The organism is Pedobacter sp. GW821-FHT01D05, assembly GCF_059422505.1.
This window is the reverse complement of the sequence record NZ_JBWKXA010000001.1, coordinates 1448071-1462821: the sequence shown is the minus strand read 5'-3', so window position 1 is coordinate 1462821 and position 14751 is coordinate 1448071. Positions and strand designations below refer to the sequence as shown.

The window sequence follows — 14751 nt, the reverse complement described above, 5'->3', positions numbered from 1 at the left end:
TTTATTCCGATTAAGGTGGTTTAAACTTTTAATATAAAATTAACGCTTAAAATTCTAAGTTTGTGTTACCTATCTAAATCTAATCATCATGAAAAATACAAAATCCCTATGTTTAGGAATGCTATTTACTGTAGTCTGTTTAAACAGCGTAAACGCTCAGTTTGGAGGCTTAAAAGATAAATTATTAAAAGTGGGCACCGCCCAGGGCGCTAAAGCTTTAGGCGTAGACAAGTTTTTGAAACAACCTGCTGCCATTACCACTAATTTTGAAGACGTAAATAGAGAAGGCGAAAAGCTGCCTGATTTTATTAATTCATTAAATTTAAAAGCTCAGCCCTTGTATTTACTGCCTAAAAATCCAGAAGGTGGTTTCGTGCTTTGCGAGGGGTTTTACGAAATGACCAATAAAAGTTATTGTTTAAAAGCAGGAACTTTCGCGCCGTCAAAAGGTGATGGTTATATGTATGCTCCGGTTTTAGGCCCCAAGGAAGAAATTGTGGTTTCTATACTCAAAAGTGCAGAAAAGCATCCTGATGTAGATCAGCATGATATTCAGGCTTTACTTTGGACAATCATAGCCAGAACAAAATTTGCCGATTTTAACGGACAGGTTAAAGTAACTGCCATTAAATTGTTAACGCCAAAACAACTTACACAATTAGAAGGTGGTGCTTTGGGTGTTTTACCTTTCGATGTAATGGAGAAGGCTAAAGATCAGTTACCATCAGGAGTGCGGGCTGTTTTTGAGGCAGAAAACAATATCCGTCAATTAGTGTCGTCTGGAAATTACACTTATGCCGACATGGAAAAATACGCTATTATAGCGGGGATGGCACCACCAAGAAGCGATGTACCAAGTGGTATCTGGACCAAACACCCTGATGGTTATTATGTGCGTTATTTTCCTTCTGGTTATTCGATTACCAAGGTGCAGGTTTACGTACCAAAAGAATTATTGGCCGGCGGTACAAAATTAATATACGATGCTGCAGGTGACATTGCCTGCCCTGCTAATACGGGATCGCAACGTTTGGCACAGACGAATGAGCCGCTAGAGGCAAATTATTCGTTGAAGTTGACCACGATTTGTAATCCTAAATAGATTTCAAAACAAATATTCGTCATTGCGAGGAGGAACGACGAAGCAATCTTAAAGCACACGCTAGTAGCGACCGTTGTAAGATTGCTTCGTCGGCTGAAAAAGCCTTCTCGCAATGACGAAAATTTTCTTTTTACCCCAGCGCCTGCGCTAAATCGGCGATAATATCATCTACATGCTCCAGGCCTACAGAAATACGGAGTAAATTTTTTGGCGTTTTGCTATCAGGGCCTTCCACCGAATAACGGTGCTCAATTAAACTCTCTACACCGCCCAAACTGGTCGCCTGCGCGAATAACTGAACCTTATTTGCCACTCTGTGGGCTGCTTCAACATCTCCCTTAACCAGGAACGACATCATCCCACCAAAATCTTTCATTTGTTTCTTTGCAATTTCATGCTGTGGGTGACTTTTTAATCCTGGATAAAAAACAGCTTCAACATTTGGATGTCCGTTTAAATAGTCAGCGATAATTTTTCCGTTTTCGCAGTGGCCTTTCATGCGGTAAGCCAGTGTTTTAATGCTTCTGGTGAGTAGAAAACAATCGAAGGGAGAAGGAACCGCACCACCAGTTTGCTGAATGTTTTTGATTTTCTCCCATAACGCATCTTTTTTGGCTGTTACTAAAATCCCGCCAAGTACATCGCTATGGCCACCCAGGTATTTGGTACTGCTATGCATTACAATATCGGCACCCAGTAAAATCGGATTTTGTAAAATAGGTGAAGCAAAGGTACTGTCGCAGGCCATCGTAATGTTTTTAGCTTTAGCTATTTTGGCAATCTCTTCGATATCGGTAACCTTTAATAATGGGTTAGATGGCGTTTCAATCCAGATCAATTTGGTGTTAGGTTTGATGCTCGATTGTATCAGATTTAAATCGGTCTGATCAATAAAATCAAATTCCAAACTGTCGTTAAAAATAGTGAGTAACTGTTTTTTAATACCCCAGTACATATCATCAGGTGCAATAATATGGCTGCCAGGTTTTAAGGACTGGAACAAAACCATACCACAGGTATTGCCTGAAGAAAAAGCGGCCGCATCTTCACCATATTCTAATTTCGCTACAGTGTTTTCTAAAGCAGACCGGTTTGGATTGCTTACCCTGCTATACATGTGCCCTCCGGGATAGCCTCCATCTTCGTCGCGAAAAAAAGTTGTCGATAGATTAATAGGTAAGGTAACATCGCCAGTAATGCTTTTTACAAGATTAGAAGCGTGAATAGCAAGGGTTTCGGGTTTCATGATAATTGATTTTGATCGAAGTAATATCGGGATGCAATTTAATAATTCAGCGCTAATTTAAGGTTCGTAATGGTTTTGGCAAGATTTATGTAACAAGTTTGACGAAATTAAATTAAACAAAAATGAAAAGATTATTTATAGCTATCGCAATAGCATGTTCTACTTTAGTAATGTTACAAAGTTGTAATACTGCGAAAAGAGTAACTGCAGGTGTAACAGGTAGCAGAGGTACAGTTGTTCGCGAGTGGGTAGTGAGTAATGTAGCTTTAGAAGGATTACCGGATGGTGCTGTTCAAGGTTTATTTGGAGAGAAATCTTACAAATGTTTTCAGGGAAGTACATGGAATTTAACCAATAGCGGTAATGGTTCGTACACTTTACCAGCATCAAGTACTTGTGGTTCGGTAATGCAGACTATCTTCTGGTCGGCAGCACCTAAAGATCAGACCTTCCAGTTTAAAAAAATATTTGAAGGTGATAAAGCTAAAAACGTAACAGAAGGTTACCGTTTAGTATTAACTGATCTTTCTAGTACACAAATGATCTTGAAATCGCCAATCGAATTTGGTGGCAAAACGGCTAACATCGTTTTAACGTTTGTACCAGCAGCAAGATAGTTAGCTAAAAATATCAACCTGTGAAAAACATATAAAGCACTTCCGAAAAGAGGTGCTTTTTTTTGTTTATCGTCTTTTAGGATTTACACGGAGTCTCTTAGACTGTTTTATAGTAGGTTTTTAACCACAGATTAACACAGATATAAATTAGAATCAGGTTTTGTCTTATATACCTGGCCGTCAAGCGGGGAAACATCAATTTATACTGGAGTTTGACAGTTATTTTTCCGTGACTTCCGTGTTTCCGTGGCTAATATTAACGCCTACAGCTAAGCTCACGTTAAAAAGCAATCAAAATCTGTGTTTATCAGTGTTCATCTGTGGTTAATAATCAAGGACAACATTCAAAAATCGCGGTTTGTTACAAGAAAATGATTTTCAAATCGCCTCATTATTGTATTTTTGTTCAAAATAAATCAGGAATGAATACAACTGAGCAAGTTGAAAAAATATTAGCTGATACCAATTTATCAACTGAATTACAAAACATAGCACACAAAGTCCTTCACGGAGAACGGATTACCTTTAATGAAGGCGTTTACTTGTACGAACATGCAGAACTGGGTTATCTGGGTGTTCTGGCAAATTTTATCCGCGAACAGAAACACGGTGATAAAACGTATTTCAACCGAAACTTCCATTTAGAACCGACCAATCTTTGCGTTTACGACTGCAAATTTTGCTCGTATTCGCGTTTAATCAAACAAAAAGAAGAAGGCTGGGCCTTAACGATGGAGCAAATGCTCGATATCGTTAAAAAATATGATGGCGAACCTGTAACCGAAGTGCATATTGTAGGCGGGGTACTTCCTCAATACGATATCGCCTTTTATTCTGCTTTATTTACAGCAATTAAACAGCATCGTCCTGATTTGCATGTGAAAGCATTAACGCCTGTGGAGTATCATTATATTTTTAAGAAAGCCAAAATCGATTATGCAACAGGTATGCGTTTGATGAAAGAAGCCGGATTAGAATCGATACCTGGTGGAGGGGCGGAGATTTTTCACCCTGAAATTAGAGAACAGATTGCTAAAGATAAATGTACCGGTCAGCAATGGTTAGATATACACGAAGAATGGCACAAACTAGGTATGCGCAGTAATGCCACCATGCTTTACGGTCATATTGAAAAATATTGGCACCGGGTAGATCATATGGAGAAATTACGTGAATTGCAGGATCGCACAGGTGGTTTCCAGACTTTTATTCCGCTAAAGTTCAGAAATCAACATAATCAGATGAGTAATGTGCCAGAATCTTCAGTAATTGAAGACTTAAGGAATTACGCCATCGCCCGTATTTACATGGATAACTTCGATCATATTAAAGCCTATTGGGCAATGATTAGTCGCGAAACAGCCCAGTTATCTTTAAATTACGGTGTTGATGATATTGACGGTACGTTGGATGATACCACCAAAATATATTCAATGGCCGGTGCCGAGGAACAAACACCTGCAATGAGCACCAAAGAACTAGTGAATCTGATTAAACAAGTGGGCAGAAAAGCAATAGAACGCGATACTTTATATAATGTAGTTACCGATTTCGAACACGTAATTTTCGAAGAAGAAAAGAAACCTCAATATTATAAGCTACCGGTAGTGAATTAGGATTGTTATGATGATAAGATTTTAAGATCCGTTCACAAAATCAAAAAAATAAATAACGTTAATCCTGCAATCTTATAACCCTAAAAATCCCATTTTAATGGTCAAAGAAATATACATCATACGCCACGGCGAAACGGAACTTAACAGACAAGGCATAGTACAGGGCAGAGGTATAAATTCTGACTTAAATGATTTAGGTAGGGCACAGGCAGAAGCTTTTTACCAAACTTATAAAAACGTCCCTTTTGATAAGATTTACACGTCGGATTTAAAACGTACCTGGCAAACTGTTCAGAAGTTTATTGATTCCGGATTACCATGGGAAAAACTTTCTGGTTTAGACGAACTGGCCTGGGGCGTTTGGGAAGGACAACCCAATACAGAAGATGCACGTGATGCTTTCCGTGATATGCTGCAGAGCTGGCAGGATGGTGATTATACAGCACATTTCGAGGGTGGCGAGAGCGTTCAGGATGTTTATGAACGTTTAAAACAGCCTATGGAAGTTCTAATGAGCAGACCTGAAGAAAAAACAGTTTTACTTTGTATGCACGGTAGAGCAATGCGCGTTTTCTTGTGTTTATTGTTAGGCAAACCGCTGAGCGAAATGACTGAATTTCCACATCAAAATACGGTGCTTTATAAGATCGGTTTCGAAGATGGAAAATTTACTGTTCTTGAATTTAACAGTGCCGTTCATTTAGACGGTTTAGTGGCTGAATAACTTTATCAGTTCGTCATCCTGATCCGATAGCTATCGGATTTGTTTCAGGATCTTTTGGCACGATAAAAGGGATTTATATAACGGTTCGTGAGGACACGAACCATGGCGAGTGATAATAAAAGATTTAACATAACACCTTGAATAAGATTAAAATATCGGCTGTTGCCTATACCAATACCAAAGCTTTTATATACGGATTAGAACATTCTAACATTATAAATAAAATTGATCTAAGTTTAGATATTCCTTCAGATTGCGCAGCTAAAGTAATTAGCGGTCAGGTTGATATCGGTTTAATGCCTGTAGCGGCTATTCCCTTGGTTCCCAATGCGAATATTGTAGCCGATTATTGCATTGGAAGCGATGGAGCTGTAAATTCCGTATTCATTTTTAGTGAAGTTCCTGCCCAGGAAATTAAAACGGTAAGACTGGATACCCACTCGCGTACATCGAACAATCTGGCCAAAGTATTGCTAAAATTCCATTGGAAAAAAGAGGTGGAGTTTACTACAGACCCTGCTGTAAAAACTGATGCTTTTGTTTTAATCGGCGATAGAACCTTTGGTAAAAAAGAAGATTTTGCTTACGCTTACGATATGGGTGAAGAGTGGAAAAACTTTACCGGATTACCATTTATGTACGCTGCCTGGGTGGCCAATAAAGAAATTTCACAAGAATTTAAGGCTGAATTTAATGCCGCTTTAAAATTTGGTTTAGCGCATAGAAAAGAAGTTTTGCAGGAATTACCTGAAGTGTCGAATTTCGACCTGGAAGATTACCTGTACCACAAACTTCAATTTGAGGTTACTGTTGATAGAAAGAAAGCTTTAAAGCTGTTTTTGGGATATATTGAGCAATTACATTAAAGATAAGCTACAAGGTGATTGAACAAATCAAAAGGAAGAAATGCCTTGCAGCATATCCGATATTTCCGCAAAGAAATTATAATGAGGAAATTGAAGACTACGATTATTTCTATCCAGAAACCTTCGCCAATTATATTCTAACTATCACATCAAAAACTAATAAAAAACATGTTAAGGCATTAGGAGAAGAACTTAATCATCTTTTAGAGGGGGTAAAATCGGATTGTTTTACATTCTTGGGAGATGAGAAGTTAGCATGGAGATTTCGAGAAGGAAAATACAAAAACTTTAAAAAGGGGATGAAATTTCTCAAAAATGAAGGTATAGGTAAGGATTTTAAAGGAGGCTTAATAGTAAACAAACAGAATATGGTTCAGTTTGTTAAACACCTTTCGTATTTGGTAAGTACAAATGGTATTCTTCAATATGTTTATTTTACGAATGAATCTCAAAGTATGCTTGGTTCAATTTGCAAAGAAGGTAATATTCATGTAAGCACGGTTGACAGGGAAAATGATGACATGTTTAGGAACGCTGTAGCAGGTACTAAATTTGAATTTCTAAAAGGCAAATGTTAAACTCTTTTTAACAATAGAGACAAAAGGAAAATGTTATAACAATAAAAAAGCAATCTGACTAGATTGCTTTTTTTATTATAAAAGTATTTTGTTTGATAGACCCTGAACTAAATTACCTTTGGTGAGCTCGCTAGGGCTCGGTTCAGGGTGACGAAAGGATTTAATGCGCTTTCATCTTTCCAGCCACTTTTTCGAGTGTACTCTTCAGCTTGGTTAATGCACCTGTAATAGCCAAATCGTAGGTATGGCCCATATTGGTAACGGCTATAGGATCTTTTCCCGTAATTCTGGCCTCCAACAAACATCTTTTATCGTCTAAGCCATCTTTACTGCCATTTTCATCAGATAAATGAACTTCTAAGCGCGTAATCAGATCGCTATATCTGCTCAAACCTTCATTTAACTGTGTTTGAATTTTTTCATCGTATTCCTGGTGTATGGTTAAGTTTTTGTCGGTATTCAATTGGATCGTCATAATTATAATATTAGGTTAATATATATTAGGATTAACATACAAGTAGGTGAATTGTTTAAATTGTTAGTTTAGATTAACTATAGAATTTAGCTGATGATTGTGCAACTGGGTTAAAACAGACCCTTGTACCTAAACCTGGTAGGAGCGAGCATCCCGATTTTTTCATCGGGATAAAGCGGATAACAGGACTACACCAACCGAAAAGCACAGAACCCTTCATTTCCAAATAATGGTTAACTGTTTAAATTGTATAAACCGGTTAACTGTTGAAGAAAGAAAACTATGTGCAACTGGGTTAAAACAGCCCCTCGTACCTAAACCTGATTGAAGCGGTAACTCCCGATTAAAAGACTATTGTGTGGGCACAATTAATTATAATATTTTTCTGCCGCTCTATGCCGCGGTGGCATGGTACTTTGGAGCGCCAAAGTACCCAAAGCGCTTCGTCAATCCGGCAATGAGCCTTTTGCACCATCCCATGCGCATCAAAAAAACAGTGGCACTTCGTTTTGTGTTCAATATTTTTTAAAATTAAATTATCGTTATGAACACAAAACCACTGCGTTTTAGGTTTGTTAGTGCCAATTTACCCGAACTGCAACTGTTTTTTTGATTTCCCTGGCTCCTGGGATTGACAGCGTCCTTGGTTAAAATCCGTGCTTTATTAAAGTTGGTTAGCAAAATGCCTAAACTATTCTTAAAAAAATGCGTACAAACAATAGGATTGAAAAGAGGGATTACAAACGGAAAGCAGAGCAGTAGCATCAGAAATGCACAGAACCCTTCATTTCCAAATAGTGGTTAACTGTTTAAATTGTATAAACCGGTTAACTGTTGAAGAAAGAAAACTATGTGCAACTGGGTTAAAACAGCCCCTCGTACCTAAACCTGGTAGGAGCGGGCACGAGTGTAACGAAGTAAAGCGGATAACAGGACCACACCAACCGAAAAGCACAGAACCCTTCATTTCCAAATGATGGTTAACTGTTTAAATTGTATAAACCGGTTAACTGGGATGCCATTCAAATAGCAGATTTAAACATTCAAGCGCTTAAACAAACTAACAATCTTTTAACTTTTCAACAAAACAGCTGTAAAATGCTTATTCGTGTTATCTTTATGGCTTTTGTAAATTAATTTCAGTTTTGGCTAAAGACACGAATAAAGAAACCCCGTTAATGCAGCAATACAACGCAATTAAAGCGAAGTATCCGGGCGCACTTTTACTATTTAGGGTTGGCGATTTTTATGAAACCTTTGGCGAAGATGCCATTAAAACGGCACAGATATTAGGCATCGTATTAACCAGAAGAGGTACTGGCACTAATGGCGGTGCTTTAGAACTGGCTGGTTTTCCGCATCACTCATTGGATAATTATTTATCCAAATTGGTGCGGGCAGGACAACGCGTAGCCATTTGCGATCAGCTGGAAGATCCTAAAACCACAAAAACCATTGTTAAACGTGGTGTAACAGAGTTGGTTACGCCTGGAGTAGCTTACGGTGATAATATTGTAAACCAAAAATCGAACAATTTCCTTGCCTGTGTTTTCTTTGATAAAACACAACTGGGTGTTTCATTCTTAGATATATCGACAGGTGAATTTCTAATTGCACAGGGTAACAGCGATTATATTGATAAACTTTTACAAGGCTTTAAGCCAACAGAAGTTATTTTTCAGAAATCGAAACGACAGGCATTTACCGAGCACTTCGGCGACCGTTTTTACACTTTTGGTTTAGACGAATGGCCTTTTACCACTGATTTCGGAAACGAAACCCTGATGAAACACTTTGAGGTTTCCTCGTTAAAGGGTTTCGGTGTAGAGCGTTTACAGAGCGGAATTGTTGCTGCTGGTGTTATTCTACACTACCTGGGCGAAACCGAGCACCGCAACCTACAACATATCAGTTCGATTGGCCGTATTGAAGAAGACCGTTATATGTGGTTAGACCGTTTCACCATCCGTAACCTCGAATTGGTGAATTCACCTAACGACAACGCCGTAACCTTGTTCGATATTTTGGACCATACCTGTACCCCAATGGGCGCACGTTTGTTGCAGAAGTGGATCATTATGCCATTAAAAGAATTGAAACCAATCCAGGAGCGACTTGGAATGGTGGAGTATTTTGTAAAACATGAAGAACTACAAGGCGAATTTCTAAATAACATTAAACAGATTGGCGATTTAGAACGACTTATTTCTAAAGTAGGTCTGCAGCGTGTTGGTCCAAGGGAATTGGTTGCTTTAAAACGTGCACTTTATCATATCGAGGCCGTTAAAAAACTGGCCGCCGATTCTAAAAACCCTTTCCTGATTAAAATAGCAGATCAGTTAAATCCATGTTTGGCTATTAGAGAGAGAATTGAAAGGGAATTGCAACCCGAACCACCAGCTTTGCTGATTAAAGGAAATGTAATTGCCGACGGAATTGACGAAGATTTAGACCGCTTGCGTAAAATAGCTTTTGGCGGTAAGGATTATCTGGTTCAGATACAAAAACGCGAAGCAGAGGCAACAGGAATACCATCATTAAAAATTGCCTTTAATAATGTTTTTGGTTATTATCTAGAAGTTACCCATACCCATAAAGATAAGGTACCAGCGGGCTGGATCCGTAAACAAACGCTTGTAAATGCCGAACGTTACATTACACCAGAACTTAAAGAATACGAAGACCAGATTTTGGGTGCGGAAGAGAAGATCCAGGCGATCGAAATCCGTTTGTACAACGAATTGATGTACGAAACTGCCAGTTACATCAAACCGATCCAACTCGATTCGTTTTTAATTGCGCAGCTTGATTGTTTATTGTGTTTCGCACAGTTAGCGGCCAAAAACCATTATAACAAGCCAAAAGTTACCGAAAATAAAGTGCTTGATATTAAAGGTGGCCGCCACCCAGTAATTGAGAAACAACTGCCTGTTGGAGAAGAATACATTACCAATGATGTTTACCTCGATACCGAAAGTCAGCAGATTATTATGATTACCGGACCCAACATGGCGGGTAAGTCGGCCATTTTAAGGCAAACTGCGCTGATTGTACTGATGGCGCAAATGGGTTCCTTCGTTCCTGCTAAGGATGCAGAAGTAGGTATTGTAGATAAGATTTTTACCCGGGTAGGGGCATCTGATAATATTTCATCAGGAGAAAGTACATTCATGGTCGAAATGAATGAAACGGCCAGTATCCTGAACAACATTTCGGACGACAGTTTAATCTTACTCGATGAGATTGGCCGCGGAACGAGTACCTACGATGGTATTTCAATTGCCTGGGCCATTGCCGAGTTTTTGCATCAGCATCCAACTGCCAGACCAAAAACCTTATTTGCCACCCACTATCATGAGTTAAATGAACTGGCCAATACCATGCCGCGCATTAAAAACTTTAATGTATCGGTAAAAGAAATGACCAATAAGGTAATCTTTTTACGGAAACTTGTTCCTGGTGGTAGCGAACATAGTTTTGGTATACATGTGGCGAAAATGGCCGGTATGCCAACAAAATTAATTGGTCGCGCAAATGAGATACTAAAAAAACTGGAAATAGACCGTACAGAAGGACAAAGTATAAAAGACAGCATTAAAAAAGTACAGAACCAGGCTTATCAGTTACAGATGTTCGCCATCGACGATCCTGTTCTGGTGAAAATCCGCGATACATTGAATAATTTGGATGTAAACGCATTAACGCCTGTTGAAGCTTTATTGAAACTGGACGAAATACAACGATTGATTAAGAATTAAGAAGGTTAGAGGTTTAGGGTGTAAGGTTTAAGGACAAAGCATCTTTAATCTCTAATACGTTAATACAATATTTATGCAGCTTACCTTAAACCTTATGCCTTTTACCTTCCACCTCAAAAGGAATATATTCTTTTTAATAGCCATTATATTTTTCCTTTCGTCATGCGGTACGCGTAAGTACACGGTTAAAAGTGATACTAAAGCTTCTAAAGCCGCTGATGCCATGGCAAATTTAAAAAGCAAACCGCTCTATCGTTTCATTACCGACTGGACAGGTGTAAAATACCGTTTTGGCGGTTTAGATAAAGGCGGTATTGATTGTTCTGGTTTTGCTTTTTTATTGGAGAAAGAAATTTATGGAGTTACACTTCCACGTATTTCGCGCGAGCAAGCCAATGTGGTGAAGCGTAAAAATATAGATAATTTAAAGGAAGGAGATCTGGTGTTTTTCTCTTTTGGCGGCAATGATGTAGATCACGTAGGCGTATACCTCAATAATGGTTTTTTCGTGCATGCAAGCACTACCAGGGGCGTAATTGTTGATGATTTAACACTTCCTGCTTATCAGCGTGTATTGGTTAAATCGGGATCGGTGAATTAGTTTTTTGCCCGTTGGTTGAAACCAACGGTAAGCTAAACCAAATTTTATAAAGTAAATTAGCGATAATCAAAGTTTTAAGCTATTTGCATAGTAGCTTTTTATAAAAGCACAGTTTTAGGTTAGCTAAACCTGACAGTAGCGAACACGAAGTGAAACGGAGTAAAGCGGATGGCAGGGCTTTCGGAACCTATGAAAACTGAACCTTGCTTTTCAAGGGGTAATAGACTAAATTTGTATGCATGCTTGCCTCGCAGACTCTCGCTTTGCTCAGAATAACAATAAAACAATCCCTATTAATTTTCGTTATTTTTTTATGCGTATATTTTTCATAATCTGCTTATCTTTAATTACTTATTGCGCTACAGCACAGGTAAGGTTGCTCAAATTGGATGAGTTGGATAAACGCATTGCCAATGGAAAAGATACGACTTATGTCATCAATTTCTGGGCTACCTGGTGTTCGCCATGTGTGGCCGAGTTGCCGAATTTCGAGAAATTACGTTTAGCCAATTTAAAAAAGCCTGTTAAGGTGCTTTTGGTGAGTTTGGATTTTAAGTCAAAACTGCAAAAGGAAGTGATTCCGTTTGTGTTGAACAATAAAATTAACGCCGAGGTATTTCTTTTAAATGAATCCGATCAGCAAGCGTATATCGAAAGGATCGACAAAAAATGGTCGGGTGCTATTCCTGCTACATTGTTTGTAAACAAGAAAGCCAGACTTTTTTATGAGAAGGAATTTACAGAAACTGAACTGAAAAATACTTTGTTAAACTTAAAATAGATCGTTATGAAAAGATTAATTTTAATGGCTTTTATGCTAATCTCAGGATTCGCATTAGCCCAGACTGAAGGTTATAAAGTGGGCGATGTAGTAAAGGATTTCTCGCTGAAAAACATAAATAACAAAATGGTCGCCTTAGCCGATTACAAGGATGCAAAAGGGTATATTGTGGTTTTCACCTGTAATACCTGTCCGGTGGCAAAAGCTTATCAGGAGCGTATCTCGGCCTTAAATGCAACTTATGTTGCTAAAGGTTATCCAGTTGTGGCTATTAATCCAAACGATGCTGGGACCGTTCCTGACGAAAGTTTCCAAAAAATGCAGGCGCTGGCCTCAGAAAAGAAATTCAACTTCCCTTATCTGTTAGATCCCGATCATGTGGTAACCAAACAGTTTGGCGCTACCAGAACACCACATGTTTTTGTACTGAACAAAACCGGCAAAGGAAACGTGGTTGAGTACATTGGAGCCATAGATAACGATCCGGAAGAAGCAAACAGCACAAAAGTAGAGTATGTTAAAAATGCAGTTAACGAATTATCCATCGGTAAAAAGCCTGCAATTGCATCAACGAAAGCTATTGGCTGTGGTATAAAATGGAAAAAAGGCTAAACAAAGAAGTTGTATCATAGATATAGATTTGTTATCGTGACAGGTCAGTTTTTTGACAAAAAAAACAAAGTAGTTGGGTGACTGGTAAGATAAATCGTCATCTCGACCGCAGTGTTCCAAAGGAACTCCTTTAGAGGAGAGATCTTTTAACATAGTCCAAAGATCTCTCCACTCCGCATTTGCTTCGGTCGAGATGACGCCAATTTTTAGAATCTGTCATTGGTAACCTATTGATGGGCTCATTTAAATACGGCTTGGGACATTTCCACTGGCTTAACATGACGACATGTAAGGTGAAATCGCCTTTATGAACACCCTCTTTGTTTTAAATATACCTTAACCACCATTGCCGGTGTGTTTCCTTATATCGTTTAAACCACCTGCAGGGGAGATACAAAGCGGCGACTGCACAAAACCAGATTAAATACACTATTGGTAAGCCAAAGCCAAAGGTTGCTGGTCTAAATAAAAATGGAACCTGTACAATTTCTTTGGTATTATGCCCTGTGGCAAAAAACACCACAATTAACAGGGTGTGCAACAGATAAAAGTGCAGTACATAATAAAAGAAAGGCACAGCACCATATACAGAAGTTATCCTGGTAAACCGGTTGCTCAGGTTTTCAGTAAAAGCCAAAAATAACATGGCCGGACCTAAAGTCATCGCGATATACTGTAAAGATGGTGGATATTTGTTTACATTAAAAAAAGTAAGCACGTTTTTAAAGAAATCGTGATATTCTTTTCGCGGAAGGGGATCGCCATATATATTGATCAACCTCAGGGAGATAAACACAAAGATAGTGAGCAAACCCACAATTAATAAATTGCGCTGTCGACGGTCGGCAGCGTAGCCTTTTCTATACCAGGCGCCAACGCCATAGCCCACAAACATCACACCCGTCCAAGGGAGGATGGCATAAAATACTCCGACAAAATGATTGGCGGAAAGCGGCACAACGGTTCCTGATGCGGTGAAAAATATTTTTAAGATCAAGCCCCCATTTGAATCTGCTGGAGCAGGAAATAAATTGAAAAGATTATGCCCAAAAACCAATATCAGACCGGTTATGAGCACAGTTTTATAAGAAATGCGACTGGCCAATCCGAGGAATATCATACTGGTGCCAATGGCCCAGATCACCTGAAGAATAATAAAATTATAGGTTGGATTAAAGGTTAAGCCGAATGTAATCACCACAATTTCTATCAGTATTAACCATAAACCCCGTTTTAACAAAAATGAACTCGCCTGAGCTGCTGTTTTATTCTGTGCCGATAAATAAGCCGATAATCCTGATAAGAAAACAAAGGTTGGTGCACAGAAATGTGTAATCCAACGGGTAAAAAATAACATTCCTGTTGTGGTGTCCGGATTTAGCGGATCGCCGGTCATGGCACCAATATGAAAGAAATCTCTCGTATGGTCCAGCGCCATAATGATCATCACGAACCCGCGAAGTATATCAATAGATAAAATGCGTTTAGATAAGGTATTGTTATCAGCATTCATAAGCATAGGTTTGGTTATTTAAATATACTCATTCAAAATTATTTTTACTGACATAATTATTACCTTTAGTCCCTCAAGATGTTATCTGAATCTATTTCAATATGATGTATAAGAAAATCGATTTAGGAATAGTTTAATTGACTATAATGATTTTGATGTTCGAAAAATTATAATAATATTTGTTAAGCGCTAACCGAATAAAATCTTACCACTACTATTTATCATAATCGATAATGTATAGATTTCGTTTAGTAGAAATTAA

Annotated in this window: 13 protein-coding genes; 10 read left to right on the top strand and 3 right to left on the bottom strand. The window is 38.5% G+C overall.

Annotated elements, in window-relative coordinates; translation table 11 throughout:
- Positions 1-88: 88 nt before the first annotated feature.
- Complete coding sequence (locus tag AC07VK_RS05895; protein ID WP_492959011.1) at positions 89-1102, top strand: hypothetical protein; 1014 nt, start codon at positions 89-91, stop codon at positions 1100-1102.
- Positions 1103-1232: 130 nt separating this feature from the next.
- On the opposite strand, the gene AC07VK_RS05890 is transcribed toward AC07VK_RS05895, so the two are convergent.
- Complete coding sequence (locus AC07VK_RS05890; RefSeq protein ID WP_492952298.1) at positions 1233-2348, bottom strand: trans-sulfuration enzyme family protein; 1116 nt, start codon at positions 2346-2348, stop codon at positions 1233-1235.
- A 122-nt stretch (positions 2349-2470) separates the two neighbouring features.
- Between AC07VK_RS05890 and AC07VK_RS05885 the strand changes: the two genes are divergently transcribed.
- From AC07VK_RS05885 to AC07VK_RS05865, 5 genes are all read left to right on the top strand, one after another.
- Positions 2471-2965 (top strand): hypothetical protein, encoded by a 495-nt coding sequence (locus AC07VK_RS05885; RefSeq protein WP_276904671.1) that lies wholly within the window; start codon positions 2471-2473, stop codon positions 2963-2965.
- A gap of 422 nt (positions 2966-3387) precedes the next feature.
- On the top strand, positions 3388-4581 hold the full coding sequence (gene mqnE / locus AC07VK_RS05880; protein WP_492959009.1) for an aminofutalosine synthase MqnE: 1194 nt from the start codon (positions 3388-3390) through the stop codon (positions 4579-4581).
- A 97-nt stretch (positions 4582-4678) separates the two neighbouring features.
- A complete protein-coding gene (locus tag AC07VK_RS05875) occupies positions 4679-5305 on the top strand; it encodes a histidine phosphatase family protein (RefSeq protein ID WP_492959007.1) in 627 nt (208 codons plus the stop codon).
- A gap of 137 nt (positions 5306-5442) precedes the next feature.
- Positions 5443-6171 (top strand): menaquinone biosynthetic enzyme MqnA/MqnD family protein, encoded by a 729-nt coding sequence (locus AC07VK_RS05870; protein WP_492959005.1) that lies wholly within the window; start codon positions 5443-5445, stop codon positions 6169-6171.
- 14 nt (positions 6172-6185) lie between these two features.
- The gene (locus tag AC07VK_RS05865) at positions 6186-6749 is read left to right on the top strand and encodes a hypothetical protein (protein WP_492952302.1); all 564 of its coding nucleotides are present in this window, start codon (positions 6186-6188) and stop codon (positions 6747-6749) included.
- Between the two features lie 160 nt (positions 6750-6909).
- Here the strand turns inward: AC07VK_RS05865 and AC07VK_RS05860 are convergent, their stop codons facing one another.
- A complete protein-coding gene (locus AC07VK_RS05860) occupies positions 6910-7224 on the bottom strand; it encodes an HPF/RaiA family ribosome-associated protein (RefSeq protein WP_492952303.1) in 315 nt (104 codons plus the stop codon).
- Positions 7225-8369: 1145 nt separating this feature from the next.
- On the opposite strand from AC07VK_RS05860, the gene mutS reads away from it, so the two are divergent.
- The 4 genes from mutS to AC07VK_RS05840 all read left to right on the top strand — a co-directional run bounded on the left by mutS (position 8370) and on the right by AC07VK_RS05840 (position 12976).
- Positions 8370-10982, top strand: coding sequence for a DNA mismatch repair protein MutS (mutS, locus tag AC07VK_RS05855; RefSeq protein ID WP_492959003.1), 2613 nt, complete (start codon positions 8370-8372; stop codon positions 10980-10982).
- A 73-nt stretch (positions 10983-11055) separates the two neighbouring features.
- Complete coding sequence (locus AC07VK_RS05850; RefSeq protein ID WP_492952304.1) at positions 11056-11583, top strand: C40 family peptidase; 528 nt, start codon at positions 11056-11058, stop codon at positions 11581-11583.
- Positions 11584-11896: 313 nt separating this feature from the next.
- Entirely contained in the window at positions 11897-12364 is a 468-nt protein-coding gene (locus tag AC07VK_RS05845; protein ID WP_492959001.1) for a TlpA family protein disulfide reductase, read from the top strand.
- A gap of 6 nt (positions 12365-12370) precedes the next feature.
- The gene (locus tag AC07VK_RS05840; protein ID WP_492958999.1) at positions 12371-12976 is read left to right on the top strand and encodes a thioredoxin family protein; all 606 of its coding nucleotides are present in this window, start codon (positions 12371-12373) and stop codon (positions 12974-12976) included.
- Positions 12977-13301: 325 nt separating this feature from the next.
- On the opposite strand, the gene AC07VK_RS05835 is transcribed toward AC07VK_RS05840, so the two are convergent.
- Positions 13302-14489, bottom strand: coding sequence for an acetyltransferase domain-containing protein (locus AC07VK_RS05835; RefSeq protein WP_494939785.1), 1188 nt, complete (start codon positions 14487-14489; stop codon positions 13302-13304).
- Positions 14490-14751: the final 262 nt, after the last annotated feature.